This window comes from Verrucomicrobiota bacterium (genome assembly GCA_016871495.1).
Taxonomy (GTDB): Bacteria; Verrucomicrobiota; Verrucomicrobiia; order Limisphaerales; family VHDF01; genus VHDF01.
The window spans coordinates 58,475-81,241 of sequence record VHDF01000007.1 but is presented as its reverse complement, the minus strand read 5'-3'; the positions used below and the strand labels follow the sequence as shown (position 1 = coordinate 81,241).

The 22,767-nt window shown below is 60.7% G+C and carries 8 protein-coding genes; 5 read left to right on the top strand and 3 right to left on the bottom strand.

The window, feature by feature from the left end; genetic code table 11:
• Nucleotides 1-782 precede the first annotated feature (782 nt).
• The 3 genes from FJ404_03065 to FJ404_03055 all read left to right on the top strand — a co-directional run bounded on the left by FJ404_03065 (nt 783) and on the right by FJ404_03055 (nt 13,160).
• Nucleotides 783-2,249 (top strand): aldehyde dehydrogenase, encoded by a 1,467-nt coding sequence (locus FJ404_03065; protein MBM3821866.1) that lies wholly within the window; start codon nt 783-785, stop codon nt 2,247-2,249.
• A 7-nt stretch (nt 2,250-2,256) separates the two neighbouring features.
• The gene (locus FJ404_03060; protein ID MBM3821865.1) at nt 2,257-3,603 is read left to right on the top strand and encodes a glutamine synthetase; all 1,347 of its coding nucleotides are present in this window, start codon (nt 2,257-2,259) and stop codon (nt 3,601-3,603) included.
• Nucleotides 3,604-3,929: 326 nt separating this feature from the next.
• Nucleotides 3,930-13,160 carry a hypothetical protein gene (locus FJ404_03055; GenBank protein MBM3821864.1) on the top strand — a complete coding sequence of 3,077 codons (9,231 nt, stop codon included), beginning with the start codon at nt 3,930-3,932 and terminating at the stop codon, nt 13,158-13,160.
• A gap of 45 nt (nt 13,161-13,205) precedes the next feature.
• On the opposite strand, the gene FJ404_03050 is transcribed toward FJ404_03055, so the two are convergent.
• Both FJ404_03050 and FJ404_03045 read right to left on the bottom strand, forming a co-directional pair.
• Entirely contained in the window at nt 13,206-14,483 is a 1,278-nt protein-coding gene (locus tag FJ404_03050; protein MBM3821863.1) for a Gfo/Idh/MocA family oxidoreductase, read from the bottom strand.
• Between the two features lie 1,416 nt (nt 14,484-15,899).
• On the bottom strand, nt 15,900-16,868 hold the full coding sequence (locus FJ404_03045) for a TIM barrel protein (protein ID MBM3821862.1): 969 nt from the start codon (nt 16,866-16,868) through the stop codon (nt 15,900-15,902).
• A 485-nt stretch (nt 16,869-17,353) separates the two neighbouring features.
• Here FJ404_03045 and FJ404_03040 point away from each other — a divergent pair, with 485 nt between their 5' ends.
• Nucleotides 17,354-19,336, top strand: coding sequence for an ATP-dependent helicase (locus tag FJ404_03040; GenBank protein ID MBM3821861.1), 1,983 nt, complete (start codon nt 17,354-17,356; stop codon nt 19,334-19,336).
• 274 nt (nt 19,337-19,610) lie between these two features.
• Here FJ404_03040 and FJ404_03035 read toward each other — a convergent pair whose 3' ends face one another.
• A complete protein-coding gene (locus FJ404_03035) occupies nt 19,611-22,157 on the bottom strand; it encodes a hypothetical protein (GenBank protein MBM3821860.1) in 2,547 nt (848 codons plus the stop codon).
• 49 nt (nt 22,158-22,206) lie between these two features.
• Here FJ404_03035 and FJ404_03030 point away from each other — a divergent pair, with 49 nt between their 5' ends.
• Entirely contained in the window at nt 22,207-22,752 is a 546-nt protein-coding gene (locus FJ404_03030; protein ID MBM3821859.1) for a hypothetical protein, read from the top strand.
• Nucleotides 22,753-22,767 lie beyond the last annotated feature (15 nt).

The following is a 22,767-nucleotide window of genomic DNA, read 5'->3' as shown; positions in this document are numbered from 1 at the left end:
TCGGAGCGCCCTTTTTTTGTTTCTCGGCACCGCCGTTTGTTCACAAATCGCATCCGGACACGCGACCCAACAGGGAAGCTACTCGCCGTGAATGCTTTGGTCCAGACGACCATCGAATTGCCGCAATAGGCACAAGCAGTGTAAAAACTCCGGATCCTTTCGTCTTCGGAGCGCGACGGTGCTGAAAGCCAGTCGCAGCAGACCGAGCAGAATCACTTCGTTGTTGGGGGACGATTGCCCAGGGCAACCACGGCGTGCATGCGGATCTCCCGAGGTGTCCATGCACCTCGGTTCCGGGAGGGCGGCGTTCCACCGCCGTCCCACCTTTTCCGAGGGTGATCAAGATGGGCTGCGGTGGAACGCAGCCCTCCCGGTCTGGTTCCTCGTCCCAAGGCGAGTCCAAGATGGGAGGTGACGATTCTTCAACCTCCCGACTGACTTGATGCTCAAGTTACTCACCATTCCGCACCCCGGCCCGCCGGAGTTCTTTGGCTAGAAACCGGCAATTCAGCAGCGTCGAGATGCGCAAAAGCTAGGAATCCCAACGGGATTCCGTCGCCGTGGGCATCGCCCATTCCGTGACCCATTGAGAAACCCCCAAGCCCGATCATTGGCTCAGCTTGGGAGACCTAAGAAATAGCAAAATTCATCGGATTTCACAATACGGCCATGTGGCACGGTTTCTTGAGGTTCCAAATGGAGTGCTGAATGCGCACCAGCGGGGAAAGGTTCGCGATGTTTTCGATCTTGTCTTGCCTGCCACTTTTAAGCCCAATCGGCCCATGTATTCTGAAGGAACGGCGGCGAGTTCGAAGCGGGTTTCCATTCCCGACCGGCCGTTTGTGGACGGTCGATTCGTATCGACGAAAACGGATCCCGTTCTTCGACTGATCAATCCCGCGACCGAGGAGATTTTCGCGGAAGTTCAAACGGCGGATCCGGCCATGGCCGACCATGCCATTCACGCGGCTCACGAGGCTTGGGAAAAAGGATGGCGTGATTTGGCACCGGGGCGTCGCGCAGAGATCCTTTTTCAGATGGCCCGCCTCATTCGGAAGGAGCAGGAACGCATCGCCCAGTTGGAAATGCAGCAGATTGGCAAACCCATAGCCGACGCCCGGGATGAGGCCGGGTTGGGTGCCAAGGTCTTCGAGTACTACGCTGGAGCGGTGGGAAAGTTTTTTGGGCAGACCATCCCGGTAAGCCGGGGTGGTTTCGACTTCACCCTCCGGCAATCCATGGGCGTGGTCGCGGCGATCGTTCCCTGGAATTTTCCATTCCCGATCGCTTGTTGGAAAGTTGCTCCGGCTCTCGCCACCGGGAATTGCGTGGTGCTGAAGCCTGCCTCGATTTCGCCTCTGACTGCGCTGGTGCTGGGTGAAATCTGCGGGGAAGCGGGATTGCCCCCGGGGGTCCTGCAAATTCTACCTGGCGCGGGCGCCGAGATCGGCGACCACCTCGCCACGCATGAGCGGATTCGCAAAGTTTCATTCACGGGATCCACGGAAGTGGGCAAGCGCATCATGACCCTGGCCGCTCGCGACCTGAAGCGCGTTTCTCTGGAACTGGGCGGAAAATCGCCGAATATCGTTTGTGCGGACGCCGATTGGGAGAAAGCCGCGGATTCCGCCCCGATGAGTGTGTTCGCGAATACGGGACAAGATTGTTGCGCGCGCAGCCGGGTGTTTGTCGAGCGTCCGATCTATGACCGGTTTCTGGCCCGGTTCGTGGAGGCCACGCGGCGGTTGGTGATGGGGGATCCCTCGCACGACAGCACTCAATTGGGGCCGCTGGCTTCCGCCTCCCAACGGCAGACGGTCGAGGGCTTCCTTGCCGAGGCGAGGCGTGGGGCGGTGAAGGTGGAGTGCGGCGGGGGGCGACTTTCGAGGACGGGATATTTTTTCGAGCCCACCATTCTGAGTGGCGTTGCTTTCGCCGACCGCTGCTGGAAGGAGGAAATTTTCGGTCCGGTCGCGTGCGTGGTTCCCTTCGACGACGAGGAAGAGATGCTCCGCCGGGTCAATGAATCGCCCTATGGATTGAGCGGATCCATCTGGACCCTGGATTTGAAGCGGGCGCTGCGTCTTTCCCGCCGAGTGCAAAGCGGCGTGCTCAGTCTTAACTCGCACAGCTCCGTGCATGTGGAGGCCCCTTTTGGCGGGTTCAAGGCGAGTGGCCTGGGCCGTGATCTCGGCATGGCGGCGATGGAAGGTTACACCGAACTGAAGAACGTCTACGTGTCGGAATAAAAAGCCTATGAAATTGAATGAACTGAAGCAGAAGGCGCGGCAGGGGTTGATCGACACGGTGGTCGTCGGGTTTCCGGACCCGTTCGGGCGGTTGGTGGGCAAGCGATTTACCGCGGACTATTTTCTCAAATCCGTCGTCTCGCATGGCACACACGCCTGCAATTATCTGCTCACGGTCAACTTGGACATGGATCCGCTGGACGGCTTTGAAGTGGCCAATTGGGATGCCGGTTTTGGCGATTTCGAAATGCGTCCGGATCTGACGACCCTGCGGACGATTCCCTGGCTGCCGGCGACCGCCTTGGTGCTTTGCGATTACGCGCGGGCGGAGGGTTCGCTGGTTCGAGAGGCGCCGCGATCCGTGTTGCGCGCGCAGTTGGATCGTGTCCGGTCGGCGGGGCTGACGTGTTATGCGGCGAGTGAGCTGGAGTTTTATTTGTTCAATCACAGTTTTCACCACGCCGCGTCGGCGGGCTATCGGGAACTTGTGCCTTCCAGCGATTATCGCATCGATTACCAACTGATGCAGCCCGCGCGGGACGAAGCGTTGATGCGGGCGATTCGCAATGGGATGATGGCGGCGGGCGTGCCGGTGGAGAGCAGCAAGGGGGAATGGAGCCGCGGCCAGCACGAAATCAATTTCACCTACGATCAGCCGCTCCCCATGGCCGACAAGCATGTGCTCTTCAAACAAGGGGTGAAAGAGCTGGCGGATCAGCACGGCAAATCGGTGACCTTCATGGCCAAGTACGCGCCAGGTGAAGCCGGAAACTCCTGCCACATCCACATGAGCTTGTGGAAAGGCACACGCAGTTTGTTTTGGGACTCGGCGAGGAAAACGGGGTCAAAGGTGTTTCGGCAGTTTCTCGGCGGGTTAATGAAGTATTGTCCCGAGCTGTGCTTGTTTTTCGCCCCCACCGTCAACAGTTACAAACGGTTTCAACCGGGCAGTTGGGCTCCGACCCGCATGGCCTGGTCGCGCGACAATCGCACGTGCGGCTTCCGCGTGGTGGGCGAGGGAAACGGTTTTCGGATTGAAAACCGCATGCCGGGCGCGGATGCCAATCCCTACCTTGCGTTTGCCGCGATGCTGGCGGCGGGACTTGCCGGGATCGAGGAAGCACTCGATTGCGGCGATGAGTATCGCGGTAACGCCTACGTGGATTCCGCGCTGACGCGGCTGCCGTCCACTTTACGGGACGCCGCGGATCTTTTCGAACGATCCGGCATCGCCCGAAAATCCTTTGGCGAAGAGGTGGTTCGATTCTACACCCACCATGCCCGGTTGGAGCTGCAATCCTTCAACGACGCGGTGACCGATTGGGAAAAGCAGCGCTATTTCGAGCGGATCTAGCCCGGATGTTTCATGCACGGGACGCCCGGTGAGGACACCGGGCCTACAAACACAGAGGCAGGCGCGATTGTAGGCCGCGTGCCCTCACGCGGCATACTGTCGCGGATTCAAGCTGAGTATGAAATATCCGGGCTGAGGCCCGCCCTGGTTGAATGCCTTCGCCCTGGCAGCACCCTCGCCCGTTGAACCTGCCATGCCCCTTTGAAGACACGCCCTGAAGCGGCGCTTCCGCTCGCGCCCATCATCGACAACCGGTGGATGCACCGTCCACCTTGCCCATTTCTGAGCGTGTAATTGGTAACGTTCTTGCTAGGCTCCGGTTACCAATGAAATTGAAGTCGCGCCTGGGTTTGAAACCGGTGATCGGATGGGTGTTTTGCGTTGTGGTCTGCGCCTGCTTTCCGCGGGTGTTCGCCGCGGATCCGGACGTCGTCCCACCGGTTCTGAATCGGGCCGCCAATCTGGGGGCCAACGAGATCAGGCTTTATTTTTCCGAACCCTTGGCCACGGGGCCGGCCACGACCGCGGCCAACTACACGGTCAATGGCGGCATTCAGGTAACCGGCGCCTCGTTCCTCGGCACGAATTCTCAGATTGTGCTCTTGGCCGTCTCCACCCTCTCGTTCGGGCAAACGTATCAAATCACGGCCCGCAGTGTGTCCGATTTGGCCGAGCCGCCCAATCTCATTGGCGCCGGTGGGGTGGCGGCATTTCGTGCCATGGAGTTTTTGCCGGAGGGCGTCGGGATCGCTTCCGGTCCCACCGTGCGCATTTCGGCCGACACGTTCACGCTGACGGGCGGGGGGGCGGATTTAGGGGGCACGGGGGACCAGTTCCAATTCGCCTGGCAGAATCGTTCGGGTAATTTCGACGTGCAGGTGAGGGTCGCCACTGTGACGGCGAGCAGTCCGTTCGTGCATGCCGGCTTGATGGCGCGGACGGCCACCGATACCAATGCGCCCTTCGCGGGCGTTTTTGCGTCGTCCCCGCAGTTGGGTTGTTTTTTCGAAACGCGGGCCACACCGGGTGTGCGTTCCGCCGTCCTCTCGCCGCCAGGCGATTTTCCGCCCAATTATCCCTGGACCTATTTGCGTTTGCGCCGGGCGGGCAATCAATACACCGGTTTTGGCAGCCATAATGGCGAAGCCTGGATTCAGTTGGGCACGGCTGAGATAACCATGCCTGCCTCGATTCAGTTGGGGTTGGTGGTGTGCAGCCAAAATCCGAATGAAACCGCCACCGCGGAATTTCTCGAATTCGGTCCGACGAAGAATTCCTCGGCCGGGACTTACCGGCCCGAGCGGGAACCGCTCGGGCCTTCGAGCCGCCGCACCGGCCTGGTATTTTCGGAGATTCACTATCATCCCGCTCCAGTACCGGGAAACACGAATTCGCTGGAATTCATAGAGATTTACAACACGGGCCCTGTTTTTGAGGACCTCACGGGTTGGAGGTTGAGCGGTGCGGTGGATTACAAATTCCCGGCGGGAACGAAAATCCCTGCTGCGGGTTTTCTTGTCATTGCGGAGAATCCGGAAGCGGTGCGGAAGGCTTATGGGATTTCCGGTGTGCTTGGGCCTTACGAGGGGGAATTGAACAACGATGGCGAGTTGTTGCGATTGAGAGACCACGTGGACGCGATTAGGCTGGAACTGACCTTCGGTGCCAACCCTCCCTGGCCGGAGGCGGCCGACGGAGCCGGGCATTCCCTGGTGCTCGCCCGCCCCAGTTACGGTGAGGACGATCCTCGCGCGTGGGCTGCGAGTGAACGCGTGGGAGGCACTCCCGGCGCCATGGAAGCGGTTCGAGCCAAACCTTACCGCAGTGTTTTCATCAATGAGTTTCTGGCGCACACCGACGATCCCCAGCTCGATTTCGTGGAGCTCTACAATCGAGGCAACACGCCCGTGGATCTTTCCGGCTGCATCCTGACCGATGATCCGAGCACAAACCGGTTCGTCTTGCCGCCAGGGACCACGCTGTCGGCACGAGGGTTCCTGGCCTGGGATCAGAATCAGCTTGGATTCCGTTTGAACGCGGCCGGGGAGACCCTCTACCTGTTTGATCCGCGCAAGGAACAGGTGATCGACGCTGTCCGGTTTGGCGGCCAGGAGAACGGGGTGTCGAGCGGGAGGTCCCCCGACGGTGCATCCACGATGCGTCGCTTGAGCCTGGTCACGCCGGGGGCCGCCAACGCGCCGTGGCGGCAGGAGGACATCGTGTTGAATGAGATCATGTATCATCCGATCTCGGGTGACCGCGCTGATGAATACCTGGAGTTTTTCAATCGCGGCACGACGGTGGTGGATCTGAGCGGGTGGCGGCTGACGCGCGGGGTGGGATTCGAGATTCCCGCGGGCATTCGATTGTCTCCGGGACAGTACCTGGTCGTGGCCAAAGATGCGGCACGATTACGTTCGAAACACCCTCATTTGACCCCGGCGAATTCGGTGGGAGATTTCAGCGGCTCCCTCAGTGACTCGCGAGACCATGTGGCCCTCGCCAAGCCGATTGTGATCGTTTCGACGAATGCGATCGGAGCCCTCGTCACCAATGTGGCCTTCGCGACCGTCGCCGAGACGGCCTATTACGGCGGGGGGCGCTGGGGCTATTATTCGGATGGAGGCGGGTCGAGTCTGGAGTTGACCGATCCCGACGCGGATCCCTTGCGGGCGTCGAATTGGGCGGATTCGGATGAGACCCAAAAATCGAAGTGGGAATTGGTCGAATTCACCGGACCTCTGGACAACGGAGCTTCGTCCCATGCTCCGAATCGTTTCCGCATTTCGATGCTCGGCGCCGGGGAATGCCTGATCGACAATGTGGAGATCTTCAAGGTGGGCAGCACGAATCTCATCGTGAACACGGGCTTTGAAAGTGGACAGACCGGTTGGAGCATCTCCGGCAACCATAGCTTGTCCAGCGTCCGGTCCACCGGAGCGTTTGAAGGCAGCCAATGCCTGCATGTCATCGCGCAGGGCGACGGAGATACCGGGGTCAATGCGATCCGGGTTAACATTGTCAGTGGTGCCGCAGGCATTGCTTCGGGAAACACGGCGACGATTCGGGCCAGGGTTCGCTGGCTGGCGGGCTGGCCGGAAGTGCTGTTCCGCACGCGCGGGAGCTACATCGAATTGCCGGCGAGGATGACGGTTCCCGAGGCGTTGGGCACACCGGGACGTCCGAACAGCAAGCTCGTGGCCAACGCCGGGCCGGCCATCTTCGATGTGACCCATACCCCGGCATTGCCGCGCGCCAACCAGCCGGTGCTGGTGACGTGCCGGGTGTCCGACCCGGATGGATTCGGCGCCTTGTCGTTGCGTTTCCGAGTGGAGCCTACTTTGACGTACGGTCCCGACATTTCCATGCGCGACGACGGATTCAATGGAGACGAGGTGGCCGGTGACGGCGTGTATTCGGCTCAGATTTCAGGCCGAAGTGCCGGAACCCTGGTCGGATTTGTGATCATCGCTCAGGACGGGGCCGCCGATCGCGCGAGCTCCACTTTTCCAGCCCCGGGCGGAATTCTGCCCGTTTCGCTTCCCTCGCGCGAAGGATTGATTCGCTGGGATGATCCGCTGCCCTCCGGCACTTTTGGTCACTATCACCTTTGGAATACTCAACTGACGCAAAGCCGCCGCAACAATGCCTTGGATAATACTTTCCGCGATTGCACCCTGATTTATGGAAACCACCGCGTGATCTACAACGCGGGGTTTCGCGACAAGGGAAGTCCCTTTCACGGCGGTGGGGGTGATTACGCGGTGACGGTGCCGCGGGATGAGATGCTGCTGGGGGTTGCCGACCGGGTGTTTGGTTCCACGGGCAACGGTGGAAGCGAGGAATCCGGCGTGCGCAGCCGCATCTCGGCTTGGATCGGTCAAAAGTTGGGCATTCCCTATTTGCACGCGCATTTCGTCCGGGTTTACCGGAACGGACAGCAGCATCAGAACATTTCCGAGGATCTCGAACAGCCGAATCACTATTACGCCGAGAGCCAGTTCCCCGGGTTGGGCGGCGAGGGGGATTTGCACAAGATCTCGATCTGGTTCGAATTTCAGGACGACAATCGAGCTTTCGACGCGACCCAGGCCACGTTGGATCGCTTCAACAGCGGAGGTTCCCTCAAGCGGGGGCGTTATCGATGGAACTGGCAGCGGCGACCCAGGGACGGAACCGCGAACAACCTGACGAATGTGTTCGAGTTGGTGGCGGCGGCCAACGCGACGACGGATTACACGGCACGCATGCTCCAATTGGCGGACATGGAGGAGTGGATGCGGGTCTTCGCCTTCCATCGGATTCTCGGCAACTGGGACTCGTGGAACTTCAACGTCGGCCAGAACATGTATGCCTACAAGGTTCCCGGGGAACGCTGGAAATTGATCCCGTGGGACATCGATTTCGTGCTCGGGTTGGGCAATCCCCCCACAGATCCACCCGGAGCTGGGACTTTGGGAGGCAGCAGCCAGGACCCCATCGCGACGCGTTTTTTCAACGACAACGCTTTTCGCCGTGCTTTATGGCGTGCTCACTTCGACGCGGTGACCGGGCCATTGTTAGTCGAGAATTACTCCCCTCAGATCGCCTTCCGCCGGAATGCCCTGATCCAAAACGGGATCACCGGCCTGGGACCGACGAACGCGATCTATAGTTACATCAACTCGCGCCGCAACTATCTGGTCACCCAAATCGGGCGCAACGACACCAATGTCCTCGCCATCACGAGCAACAACGGCGCGGATGTGACCACTTCCTCTCCCACCGTGACCGTGACGGGCATGGCACCGTTCAATGCCGCCACCCTTGAGGTCAACGGGATTCCCTATCCGGTGACCTGGACCAGCCCGCGCAATTTTTCAATGGTGATTCCGCTGACCCAGGCCAACAACCGGCTGGCCATCTCCGGAGTCGATGGCCGCGGAGTGCCGCTGACGAACGCACCCGCGGTCGTGAATGTGACTTACACCGGGACCGTGCTGAATCCCGCGGGCCAGGTCGTCATCCATGAGATTCAATACAATCCCAATCGCCCGAACGCTTCCTTCATCGAGCTTTATAACGCCTCCTCCACTACGCCCTTCGATCTGTCGGGTTACCGGCTGGAGGGCGCGGGCTACACCTTCCCCGAAGGCGCGATCGTGCCGCGAAACGGTTATATGCTGCTGGTGAGTAATCGCAGGGGCTTTGCCACCGCCTACGGCAACACCATTCCCGTCTTTGACGAGTTCCCCGGCAATCTCGATAATGGAGGCGAGCACTTGCGGCTCGTGAAGCCCGGCGCCGGCGGGAGCGGCACTCTCATCAGTGACGTGCGCTACGATGACGAGGGCCCCTGGCCAAAAACTCCCGATGGAGGGGGACCCTCGCTGCAGTTGATCGATGCTTCGCTCGGAGCGTATCGAGTGGGTAATTGGACCGCGGCGGCAACCAACGATAGTATTCTGGCGACGCCCGGACGCGCGAACAGCCTGAGCTTCGGGCTCCCCTTGTTTCCCGAGGTGTGGCTGAATGAGGTGCTCCCCTCGAATGTCGCGGGTCCGACCGATAACGCGGGGGAACGGGAATCGTTTGTGGAGCTTTACAATGCCGGGACCGAGACCGTGGATCTTACCGGGCTTTTCCTCGCGCCCGATTACACGAATCTCACCCAGTGGCCGTTCCCCAACGGCACAACCATCGCGCCGAAAGGATTTCTAGTGGTGTGGCTGGATGGCCAGACTCAACAATCCACCGCCGCCGCGTTGCATGCCAATTTTCGGGTGGGACCGACGAATGGCTCTGTCGCGCTGGTCCGCCGTCAAGGTCCCGGCCTCACACCGGCGGTGATCGATTACATCGATTATCGCCAATTAACTCCCGGAAGAAGTTTCGGCAGTTTTCCAGACGGTGAACCTCGAGACCGGCGCGCTTTCAGCGCCGTCACCCTCGGCACTCCCAACAACACCGCATTCCCCTCCGTCAAGCTGGTCATCAACGAGTTCATGGCAAGCAACACCAACTCCATCACCGACCCCGCTGATGGCGCTCGCGACGATTGGTTCGAGTTGCATAACGGCGGCACGACCAGCCTGGATCTCACCAGTTACCGCCTGACCGATGAGGCCACCAATGTAAGTAAATTCATCATCCCGCCCGGTTACGTCATTCCGCCCGGGGGATACTTGCTCGTGTGGGCCGACAACGAACCGAAGCAGAACCAATCCACCCGTCTCGACTTGCACGTGAATTTCCGGCTTGCCCAGTCGGGCGGTTACCTCGGCGTCTTCGGACCGGATGATCAATTGGTCAACGATCTCACTTATGGCCCCCAAACGAGTGACGTCAGCTCAGGACGCTTTCCCGATGGTTCGACGGACGGTGTGTTGCCCTTCGAAATTGCAACCCCTCGTGCCGCCAATTTCCTGAGCGGCGGCAATCGCCCGCCCAACCTCGCCGCCATCCCCGCGCAATCCGGAGTGGAAATGAGCGCCCTGGTTTTTACAGCGGTGGCCTCCGACCCCGACGCGGGGCAAACCCTCTCCTTCAGCCTGGGTGCCGGGGCGCCTCCGGGAGCGGCCATCGACGCCCGGACGGGCCGTTTTCAGTGGATTCCAGAGGAAAACCAAGGGCCAGGCGTCTATTCGATCCTGGTCCGGGTTTCGGACAACGGCATCCCCGCGCGCACCTCGGTGCAAAGCGTCGCGCTCACCGTCGCAGAAGCCAACCGTCCGCCCGTGGCGAGCCCGACCACGTTGATCACGGTGGACGAAGGTCAAGCGCTCCGGGTCCGCGTGCAGGCCATTGATCCGGATCTACCTGTGAACGTCTTGCGCTACGAACTGGTTCCACCTACGCCCGCAGGACTCGAGCTGGATGCAGCCACGGGAGATCTTGCTTGGACCCCGACGGAAACCGATGGACCGGGGAGCCATGTGATTCGAGTCCTGATCCGTGACGATGGGAATCCGCCGCTTTCCACCACCGCCCAAGTGAACATCACCGTGAATGAAGTCGATAATCCACCGTTGATCGAGGCGATTCAGGCTCAAACGGTGGATGAGAACACAACGTTCAGATACCAGGTCAAGGCGGCAGATCCCGACGACGCAAACGCCGCTCTCAGTTATGCTCTCGACGGCAATCCGCCTCCGGGACTCAGCATCGACGCCAACTCGGGGTTGATCACTTGGACGCCGGACGAAACGCAAGGTCCCTCGAGCCATATTATTCTTGTTCGAGTGACGGAGAAGACCGGCGGATCATTGAGCAGCACGCGTTCTTTCGGTCTGGCCGTGAACGAGGTCAATCAGCCGGCCAAGCTGGCGGCCATTGGCGATTTCAACTTGGAGGAAGGCACTCGCCTGAACTTCATCTCCGCTGCCACCGATCTCGATCTTCCACCACAACCTTTGGTGTTTTCCCTGGCGGCAGGCGCCCCCAGCGGCGCCTCCATTGATTCCGCGACGGGAGCATTCGAGTGGAATGTGCCGGCGGACGCCGGCGCGTCCACCAACCGCATCACCATCCAGGTTACCGATCTGCCGGGGGGCGGCGTGGCGGATTCGAAATCCTTTACCGTGACGGTGCATCCAAAGTTCAAAGTGGGATTCAACGAGGTGCTGTATCGTTCATCCCTTGGCGGTGAGTTCATCGAACTTCACAATGCCTCGGCGGTCACCGCTTGGGATCTCTCGGGTTACCGTCTGTCGGGTCGATCCCTCAACTTCGTCTTCCCTTCAGGCAGCCGGTTGAACCCCGGCGGGATCCTATCCGTGGCGCGCGATGCAACCGCGTTCCGCGCCGCGCATGGCACCAAGCCCTTGTTAGCGGGGGTTTGGACAGGATCGTTGGGAGCCAGCGAAGACGATTTGCGGTTGATGGCTCCCGGTGATTCGGGTGCGGTTTTGGATCGGGTGGTCTTTCGCGCCTCCGCACCGTGGCCGGCGCAGGCTTCCAACGGGGGCACTTCGCTTCAGGTGATCGATCCGACGCAATCCAGGGCGCGCGTCGCCAACTGGGGTGTAGCCGAGAACTACACCGGACCCCGGGACCTCATCGCCATCAACGGCATTTGGAAGTATTATCAAGCCGGACCGCTGGAAGCCTCTTGGAAGAATTCCGCGTTCAATGATGGCCCCTGGCCACAGGGACGCGCCCTGCATTACGTGGAAACCGCGGCGTTGCCGGCCCCGAAGAGCACCGCATTGACGATCGGTCAAAACACCTACTATTTCCGGACCCGTTTCGTGCTGCCCACCGTGCCGAAGGGCGCTTCTTTGGTGCTGAGCAACATCATCGATGATGGCGCCGTTTTTTACCTGAACGGAGTCGAAGTTCACCGGCAGGGCATCGATCCCGGACCCGTGGATTTCAACACCATTGGATTTGACTTCCTCAACCCCAAAAACGCGGTTGGGGATGCCGGATGGGTGGGGCCGATTACCCTTCCCGCGAACGCCCTGGTGGCCGGAACCAATGTCTTTGCGGTGGAAGTGCATCAAGTCAACGCCACAAGCAGCGACGTGGTCTTCGGCGCAACTTTGAATTTGGTGGGAGGCTCGATTGCGTCGGTCACCCCAGGCGAAACGAACAGCATTGCCGCGTCGCTCCCCGCCTTCCCTGAAGTTTGGATCAACGAGTTACTGCCCAACAACACCGCCGGAATCACGGACGCGAACGGTGAACGCGAGCCTTGGATCGAGTTGATCAACGCGGGAACGACTGTCGCGAATCTCGAGGGATTGTTTCTCGGATCGAGTTTTGATCTCCCCAGCCCATGGGCTTTTCCGCCCGGGACCACTCTCGCGCCAGGAACCACTTTGCTCGTGTTTGCCGATGGTGAGCCTGCTGAAACCACTCCGGCGTCGCTGCACGCGAACTTTAGACTCGGCCTGCCCGCAGGGGCCGTGGTCCTGAGCCGGTTGCAATCGGGAGCTCAGGCGGTGCTCGACTACCTTGAGTATGCCGGTGTCCCACCCAACTCGGCGATGGCCTCGGTCCCGGATGGACAAGGTTTCGAGCGAAAGCTGGTTTCAGTAGCCACTCCTGGGGCGGCGAATGCACCCGGTCTCCATGGGCCGCCTGTGTTCAATCCCGTCCCGACGCAAAACGCGGTGGTCGGAATCGAACTTGTGATCCCATTGACCGCGCTCGATCCCAATCCTGGCCAAACGGTTCGCTTCAGCTTGGACGCGCCTGCACCGGCTGGCGCGGCGATCGATCGAGACACGGGCCGGTTGACGTGGCGCCCAACCCAGCCAGGCTCCTTCACCCTGGTGGCGAGAGCGACGGACAACGGAACTCCCCCCCAATCATCCACTCTCTCCATCGTCGTGGTGGTGAGCGGGTCCGCAGGGCCCGCTTTGAGAGCAACGGTGGAGCCTGACGGATCCATCAGGCTCCATTGGACCTCGCGTGCCGGCGTGAGTTACCAGGTCCAGAGCAAGGACGATTTGTTGCAGGCCGAGTGGCGGGTGTTGTCCACCGTCACCGCCACGGGGGAAACGTCCAGCATCGGGGAGGGTCCGGTCAGGGCTCGCGCGCAACGATTCTACCGAATCGTCGAGAATCCGTGATCGTGCGGGAGCGATTCTCTGCGATCCCCTCGGGGCTTCTGATCCCTAAAGTTTCCAAGGCCCGCGCATGGGCTCGAGGATGTGTCGATTGGCCTCCCGGTCGCCGATGAAGCGTTGCCGTTTCGAGTCGAAACGCAAGACCTTCCCCGTTTGCATGGCCACTTTGGCCAGGTTGACGAGGGTGCAGGACCGGTGGCCATTGCTCTCGTTCAGCGCAAACTTACGCCGCGTTTTCACGGCTTCCACAAAATCCGTAAGCTGCGGTTCGGGGTCAGACAAGCCGGCGAGCTTGGATTCGAAGTTCGGAATATCGGACTTGAGGCCCTTGAATATCTTGCCTTGGGGTCCTTCGAGAAAGGCCGCCGACTTGTCCCGGTTTTCCCCGTCAAGAATGATTTCGCAGCCGTCCCGGTAGACCATGCGAATGTATCGAAACGTGCCGACGGCGTCGGTGTCCTGCTTGGGCGCGTCGGATTCGATCAGGACCGGACTTTCGTCATCCTTGCCGAGCAGATACTGCACGGGATCGAGGTAATGCTGCCCCATGTCCCCCAAGCCGCCGCCATCGTAATCCCAATAGCCGCGGAACGTGCCGTGGACACGATGCGGGTGGTAGGGTTTGAATGGGGCGGGGCCAAGCCAAAAGTCGTAGTCGAGTTCGGGTGGGACCGGTTGAGGAACTAAATCGGTGCGGCCGACCCAGTAGAACTTCCAATCAAATCCGGTGGATGCGTTCAAAGTCGCTTTGAGGGGCCAGCCCAGCAGGCCATGGACGAGGGCCTTTTTGATCGGCTTCACGGGGGTTCCCATCCCGTAGAGGTTGTCCTGGAAACGGAACCAGGTGTTGAGGCGAAAGATGCGCCGGTGTTTGCGAACCGCCGCCACCAGGGCCTCGCCTTCGCCGATGGTGCGGGTCATGGGCTTTTCGCACCAAATGTCTTTGCCCGCCTTGGCGGCAGCGATGGCGATCAACGCATGCCAGTGGGGCGGCGTGGGAATGTGAACGATGTCGATATCCTTTCGTTCCAGCACTTCCCGAAAATCTCGATAGCCTTTGCAATCGGGTCCGCCCGCTTGCACTGCATTTTGCAAGTGCTTCGCATCGACATCACAGACAGCGAGGAGTTTGCAGGAGGTGTTGATGCTCTTGACGTGTCCCATGCCCATGCCTCCGACGCCGATGACGGCGCGCGTGAGGATTTCGCTGGGCGGGGTGAAACCCGCACCGCCCAGAACGTGGCGGGGAACAATGGTGAAGGCGGCCGCCGCCGTGGCAGAAGCGCGCAAGAACTGGCGGCGAGTGAAGCGGATGGATTTATTCATGGGCACTCTTGATCGCGGGGACGCTGAATTCAGGTTTTCGTGTGGATATGGGCAGGGTAACGGGGGAACAGGTCCAAATCAATCACAGCTTCAGCCGCGGATGAACAAGCCGTGTATCCCGATGTTGTTGGTAGGGCGGGCCTGTCCCAGCCCGCCGCCCACGGGATGCAAAACATCATGCTCCGGCGGCGCGCCGGGACGGACGCGCCCTACCTGCATCACCGGCAACATCGGGATGCACCGATGAACAAGCAATGTATCCGAAAGTGGCCAACCTGAACGATATGGCGATCTTGGACCGCGCCGTTCACGGCGCCTCCGCGTCGCCCAATCCCGCCCCGCCGAACCCCTCCAACCGCGTGACATGCCTGCGGTGAAATGCTTTGCCCCGGGCATCAATCCTCCCACGTCGGACACGCCACCCGCGCTTGCAAACACACCCTGATGCGGCGTAAACGCCGCGCTCCGCAAAGCAGAATTGTCCTCCAACCGCGCGGTCATGCTCTAATTTGTTGCTTTTGCCCTTCTCGCAAGCCGGACGCGTTCGGAGCGCGGCTGTACTGAAAGCCAGCCGCAGCGGGTCGCCGTTTCGACGCTGAAGGAACAATCGACGGGCTCGTGCCAGGCAACGTTGCTGCGGCTGGTCTGCGACACAGCCGTGCTTCGCCTCCGGACCGCGCCGTTCACGAGTGGAAAGATTTCCGACACTTTCAATAATTTCATTCCGAGGCGCTTCCGCTTCGCCCAATCCCGCCCCGCCGAACTCCTCCTACCGCGCGACATGCCTGCGGTGAAATGCTTAGCCCCGGGCATCAATCCTCCCACGTCGGACACGCCACCCGCGCTTGCACACACACCCGGATGCGGCGTAAACGCCGCGCTCCGTAAAGCAAATTGTCCATGAAACAGATCAGCATCGATCGCACCTCCGAGCTATGAACCGCGCGGTCATGCTCCAATTCGTTTCCTTCGTCCTTTTCACCGGCACCGGCCTCAACGCCGCCGGGCTCAGTGTCGATCGTTTCAACCGCGCATCCGTCGCCCAGTTTTATCAGGAAATCTACAATCCCAATCAGGCGTGGGACGCGTTCAGAGCGCGGCTGTGCTGAAAGCCAGCCGCAGCGGGTCGCGGTTGCGACGCGGGAGGAACAGTCGACGGGCCCATGCCAGGCAACGTTGCTGCGGCTGATCCTTCGGACACAGCCGCGCTCCACCGCCCCCGGACCGCGCCGTTCACGGCGCTTCCGCGTCGCCCAATCCCGCCCTTTTCGAGTCCCTCACAGCGCACGACCTGCACAAGGTGCGATCGTTCGCTCTTGCACTCATCATCCCCCTCGAACACGCCACCCGCCCTTGCACATACACCCGGATGCGGCGTAAACGCCGCGCTCCGCACCTCTCATGCCGCGTGACTCATCAAAGTCCGAATGCTTTTTGCATTTGTTCGCGGACGAGCGTGAGGCGTTTGACGTCGCCGCCGCCGACTTCAGCCGTGCACCAGCCGTGAAATCCGATGTCGGCCAGCGCTTTCCGCACCTCGCCCCAAGGCAGGTCGTCCTCCGCGCTGGTGATGTCCACGAATTTGTTCTTGGCGCGGCTGAATCCCTTTACATCCAGCTTCACGCACCGATGCGCGAAGGCGCGGATCCAGTCACCGGGCAGCCCGTATTTCCAGTGGTTGCCGATGTCGTAGTACATCCCGATCCACGGGCTCTTGAAACTGTCGATGAAGCGAACGAAGCGTCCGGCATCCTGTTCGGGACCCTGGTCATGCTCGTACATCATGCGGTTCCAGACGTTTTCGACGAGGATCATCTGGCCGAGGGAAGCGGCGGTTAGAAGCAGCTTTTTCAACTCTTGGCGGCAGCGCTCCTCGATCTCGGCGGCGGGTCCGTCCTCGCCTTTGCCAATGACGATGAGCACGCCACTGCCGCCGGCGGCATGGGAAACGCGAAGGCAATGCTCGAGATTGGCCCGGGCTTTGGCCCGCGTGTCGGCGCTGGGATCGGTGAGGCGCGTGCTCCAGTGAGCATGGTTGATGGCGTTGTGAACGAAGACGCCGGATTCACGCACGGCCTGGCGCGCTTCCTCGGCGGTGAAACTGCCTGCCTCATCGAAATCCACGCCGTCGAAGCCGGCGTCGCGGGCCATCGAGAGCCGTTCGACAATGCTCAATTTGCGTCCGTCGCGCTCTTTGGCGATCATGCCTAGCTTGCAGGAAAGGAGCATCGTCTTGCCGGAGGGAGGCGTGACAATGCGGGAGGACGACTCCGCCGCGGCGGCCTGCGGCAGCAAGGAAGTGGGACCGGAGAAGGCGAGCGAGGCGGTCGCGGCCAAGCCGGTGGCGAAGTGGCGGCGGGACAAGGAAATGGAGGTATTTTTCATGCGATGGGATCCTGTGAATGCGTGGGCACCAATAAAGCCGAGCCGGGGTCATGGAGAAAGAAAAAAGGCAACTGGAATTTAGTCCATGCGCCTTAGGAATCGCGCAACCATGAATTCCGATCTTCTCGCGCCGGGATTTTGACCTGGAGCGAGGCGCACTGAGGGAGCATGCCCTGGCCATGGGTCTGTGATCGAAGTGCAACGATGCTCCAGGTCAAAAGAACAAGCGAGAAAACCGGAAGTCATTGTTGCACGGTTCCTTAAAGAAAGGAGGTTTCAGCGAATTTCCGGGGCGGCACACATCATTCAGGTGAATCTCGAAGAATCCCCGGGTTGGGTTTGTCTCTCACGGAGGCACAGAGACACGGAGGTTCGGAATTCAGATTCCCATTCACGATCCGGGTCATCCCATTGCACATGAGGGAATCACCAAAAGTGGCTGGTGTTTGCGTTGAATCCGTATTGGAGTTTCATGGATTTCTGGCATGGACCGTCCCCTGACCGAATTGCAGATCGATTATCGGGCTGAACTGAATGATCAGCAGTACGAGGCCGTGACAGCGCCCCCAGGTCCGGCGCTGGTGCTGGCCGGGGCGGGATCGGGCAAGACGCGCACGCTGACCTATCGCGTCGCTTTCCTGCTGGAGCAGGGCATCCCCCCTGAACGAATCCTGTTGCTGACGTTCACCAACAAGGCGGCCCGGGAGATGATGTCTCGTGTCGCCGGGTTGCTCGGACGGGAGCTGCGTGAGTTGTGGGGCGGCACGTTTCACTCAGTGGGCGCCCGCATCTTGCGCAGTTACGGGGAGTCCATCGGGGTCGGCGCAAACTTTACGATTTTAGACCGGTCGGACTCGGAGGATTTACTCGCCACCTGCCTGGCGGAGTGCGGCATCGACCGGAAAGACAAGGAGTTTCCCAAGGTGGACGCCATCGCGGACATGTTTTCGCAGTCGGCCAACCGCCGGCTCGGATTGGCCGGGTGGTTCGAAAGAATTGCCCTGGATGGCGAAGCCTTTCTGGAAAAGTTGGAAGAAGTCCGGAAGGTTTACCAGGAGCGCAAGCGAGCGGCGCAGTGTTACGACTTCGATGATCTGCTCAGGCTGTGGCTGGAGCTGCTGGAGAAAGACGCGGAAGCAAGAGAGGCGATGCAGCGGCGGTTTCAGTTTGTATTGGTGGACGAGTACCAAGACACCAACCGGTTGCAATCGGACCTGATCGATCTCCTGGGCGCGAAGAACCGGAATGTGATGGTGGTTGGCGATGATTCCCAGAGTATCTATTCGTGGCGTGGGGCGGAATTCCGGAACATTCTCGATTTTCCGAAGCGATATCCCGGCGCCGCGGTGTTCAAGATTGAGACGAATTACCGGAGTACTCCGGAGATTTTGGACGTGGCCAACGCGGCGATCGCAACCAATACAGAACAATTCGAGAAGGCCTTGCGGGCATCGCTCGATCCAGGCGGAAAACCGGCGGTGGTTGAATGTTCCACAGGCCGCACCCAGGCCCGATTCTTGGCGGATCGCATCACGGATTTGATCGAGGAGGGCGTGTCACCCGGAGAAATCGCCGTCCTTTACCGCTCGCACTTTCACGCGCTCGAATTGCAGCTGGAATTGAGCCGCCGGCAGATCCGCCATCAAGTGACAAGCGGCATCCGTTTCTTCGAACAAGCGCACGTGAAGGACGCGGTGGCGTTCCTGAGGCTGCTGGCCAATCCGGGGGATGAGGTGAGTTTTCGCCGCCTGGCACGCATGGCCCCGGGGGTGGGTGAAAAATCAGCCGCAAAACTCTGGGGACAATTCCTGGCGGCCTGGAACGCGTCCGACGCGGCATCACCCGATCGCGTTTCGCGGGCCTTCGCGTCCTGCGCCGAGAAGGTTCCGGCGCGCGCGAAACCAGATTGGAAACGGTGGGCGGAGGCCATTGCCGAATGCGAGACTTCGAACCAGCCTGGGACTGCGGTCCAAGTCCTCCTCAAAAGCGGCTATGAGGATTACGTGAAAATGGCCTATGACAACGTGGAGAAGCGGCTGGAGGATCTGAGCCAGCTCAGGCAGTTCGCCATGGAGTTTTCAGACACCCGGGAGTTTCTCACCCAACTCGCGTTGTATTCGGGCCTGGAGACCGAGGCAGCCCGGGACGATGAAGGCGAGGGCCGGTCCGTGAGACTTTCCACCATCCACCAGGCGAAGGGACTCGAATTCGAGGCGGTCTTCGTCATCAACCTGGCCGAGGGTTTGTTTCCTTCCCGGCGCGCGATGGAGGACGTGGACCAGATCGAGGAGGAGCGACGCTTGTTTTATGTCGCGGTAACGCGCGCCAAAAAATATCTGACGTTGACCTACCCTTCGGTGCGCCGTTCCGCGCAGGGGTGGGAAGAATCGGCCATGCCTTCGCGTTTTCTGGGCGAGATCGGCAAAAATCTGGTGAACTTCTGGAGCGATTCAGCGGTTTCTTGGTGAACGGGTCGCGGTTTCAGCGCGGGAAGAACAATCGACGAGCTCGTGCCAAGCAACGTTGCTGCGGCTGATCCTTCGGACACAGCCGCGCGCCGCTCACGGCGCTTCCGCGTCGCCCAATCCCGCCCCGCCGAACTCCTCCAGCCGCGCAGCCTGCCCATGGTGCAATCGTTCGCTCTTGCACTAAACCTCCCCCCTCGGACGCGCCACCTGCGCTCGACCACACACCCTGATGCGGCGTGAACGCCGCCCTCCGCTCCCGGACCGCGCCAGCCCATCAACGCGTCTCCGGTGAGAACAGCGGGCCGAGCAGACGGCGGGCCAGCGGTTGGTCGGGACGGACCTGTTCCAGGCGGTCGAACCATTGTTTGGCCCGGCCACGATCGACTGCAGCAGTCACGCGGATCGTCTCCACACAACGCGCGTAGGCCGGTGTGAAAAAGAGAGAAGTGGCGGCGGATCGAAGGTAATGGTCCATGGCCTGATCCAGATTCTTTTCGGACTCGACCAATAGTCCTTCAAGGTAGAGATCGCGGGCTTCGTGGAATCGCCAGGTTTCGGAGTTCGAATCGGAGGCATGAGGATTTCCCCAACGCCGCAACAGGCTGACGAGAAGCTGTCCGGGTTCCTGGGGTTTGGCAAATCGCACCCGTGGAGCCCAGACGGACACAAACGGACGGACGTCTGTGTTCAGGGGACCAGGTCCAACCCAAGCGCGCAACGCGTCGGGTCCCGCGGCGAAACAACCCCCGAGATGATGCGCGCTGGCGAACCCGGTGGCTCGAAGAGCGGAGGCGAGCGAAGATTCGAGCGGTACGTTCCAACGCTGGGTTTCGCGGCTGGCGGGCGCGCCGGCAACAAGCGCCAGCACCGGGAGGTCGACATTGAAGTGGAGGATCCACGCCTGGGCTTGTGGAAAAACATCGAGGAAAGTCCTCGTCACCAGCTGCAAAAGCCGCTCGTCCATTTGAAACACGGGCAGCCATTGGCAAAAGAGTCCGGTTGGGGACAGCAAGCGCTGAACGCGTTGAAAGTGGTCACGGCTGTAGAGCCCGGCCACCCCATCGAGCCCGGGATGAAAGAGATCTCCGATGACCACGTCGTACCTTTGAGCCGCTGTCGCCACCCAGCGCCGAGCGTCCCCGGCATGAAAGCTGATTGATGCTTCAGGGGCGGTACGCGCCGTCGCCGAATCAAACCAATGGCGGAGCTTCAGAACTTCGGGAAGCAGTTCCACCGCGTCGGAGCTCAGGCGGGGATAAACCTGGGCACGGCGGGCCGTGATCCCCGTCCCCACCCCCAAAAAAAGAGCATTCTTGGGAGCAGGATGGAGGAGAAGCGGGATATCCGCCTGCCGTTGCTGAGCCACGGTCACAGCGGTCCCTCCCATCTGAAACCGGCGATTGACTCTCAGGGTTCGCCGGCCTTGCGCGTCTTCCGTCACGCTGGCTGTTCCCGAAAAACCTGTGAACTGTTCGAGGGTCTTTTCACCTGATGGAGCACGTCGAACCGGCCAGGCCGAATCGGGCAAACTCCACAACAAGGCGCACCCGGCGATCACGGACACGCTCCAGACCCGGGAGAAGGTCTGACCGAAAGCGCACACGAACCCCAGCGCGCAAACCACCAGAATGACGAGTGCACGGGACATTCCCCATGCGGCGGCTATCAGTCCGAGAAACAGCCACCCTCCCGCTCCCACCCCGATCAGATTCATCCCGTACCATCGACCGAAACGAACTTCCGGCGAGTTTCCCGCCTCCTGCGCAGTTCGCGCGAACCATGCCCCCATCAAAAGCGCGCCAGGGCCGAGGACCACCCACACCACCCCGAACTCGGCCGCCAAGACCGATCCAAGTCCGCCCGATGTACGGATCATTTCCAACACGGTCGAAGCCGGAATCAGCATGAGGGGAGTCAGCGCCACGCTCAGCATCCAGAAGTAGGGCACCTTCGTCCCGCTCGTCCATCCGCCCCTTACCGCCAGCCACGCACCCGTGGAAGCCGCGAGAAGCGCGGTGCATGTGACCACGCCGTAAGTCAAAAAAGTGCCCTCCAGATATTCACCCAGAAGCCGGACCAAAACCAGTTGATGACCGCCTCCGAACAATCCCAGAGCCCAAGCGACGAACAGCCCGGCTGCCGGAGAACGACGGGCATGGGCACGAACCGAAAGTTCCCGAGCTGCAGGAAGTTTTTGTGCAGGGTTCGAATCGGATCGGGGCCAGGAAAAGCCAGGCAACATCGAGATCGCGAGAGCGAGCGCCAGAATCCCTAATCCCCAAAAGGCTTGTTCGAGATCCACCCACCGCACGAGGCACCAGATGGAAGCTAGAGAAGCGAGGGCCGCGCCTGTCATCCATGACGCGTAGCCCTTGGATAAAGAGGGTCGAGGCGTGACCGGTTCAGGCAAGTCAACGGCCGCTTCGAATCGCGCGGACTCGCCTCGATCGACGGACGGAAACAAGGCGCCGCAAGCCACTGCTCCGGGTAGCTGCGCGACCAGGAGTCCAGGCCAAGCTTTCCACCAGTCGGCCCAGCCTCCGCCCCACCCTGCGGCACTTGCAATCCAGGTGGAGAGGCCGGGAATGATCCAGGGCGAAGCGACGGACCACACCCCCAGAACCGCGGCCCAAAGCGCGACGGCGCGGGCTGGACGAAGGTTCAACCAGGGTGCATCGCTGATCCACGCGCCCAGCCCCATGGAAACCATGAAGAGTCCATGGCCAAGCAGCACTCCGAGCGCATCAAGGCCGAGGCAGATCCCAAGCCAGCGGACCGTGACCAACTGGAAGCCGAGGGTCAAGAACCCGAAAAGCGCCATCCGCCAGGAAATGCTGATGCGACTCCGGCTTGCCTCTTGAATTCGCGAGTTGAATTGCAACAATTGGGTCCGCCCTCAAGCGGCCGGTGCCGGTGATCCACCGGGCGCCGTGCTGGGGGCGGGAGCGAAGAGCATGAAACGATTGATGGATAGGATCAAGATTCGCAGTTGGATCGCGATCGCGGTGGCATGGGTCGCCGCGTTCCAAACCGGATGCAGCTCCTTTCATCGGGAGTGGAGACAACAGGAAGGAAAGACACATCCGGCAGCCTCGTTGGCTGGACGGTGGGAAGGCGGATGGCTCAGCGGCAAGAATAGCCATCGAGGGAAACTTCGATGCGTCATTACGCCTCAAGGCCCGGACCGTTACCGCGCGCATTTTCACGCGACCTACTGGAAAGTTTTTCGTTATGCCTATCCCGTGGATCTCGTGGTGGAATCGCGTGACGGCATGCTTCGATTCTCGGGCCAGGCGGATTTGGGAACACTGGCAGGAGGCGTCTATGATTACACAGGGGAGATGCAGGCTGGCGCGTTCCGGTCCACCTACAAGTCGAAGTACGACCACGGCACGTTCGAAATGCGCAAACGGTAGGGATGGAATGGGGTC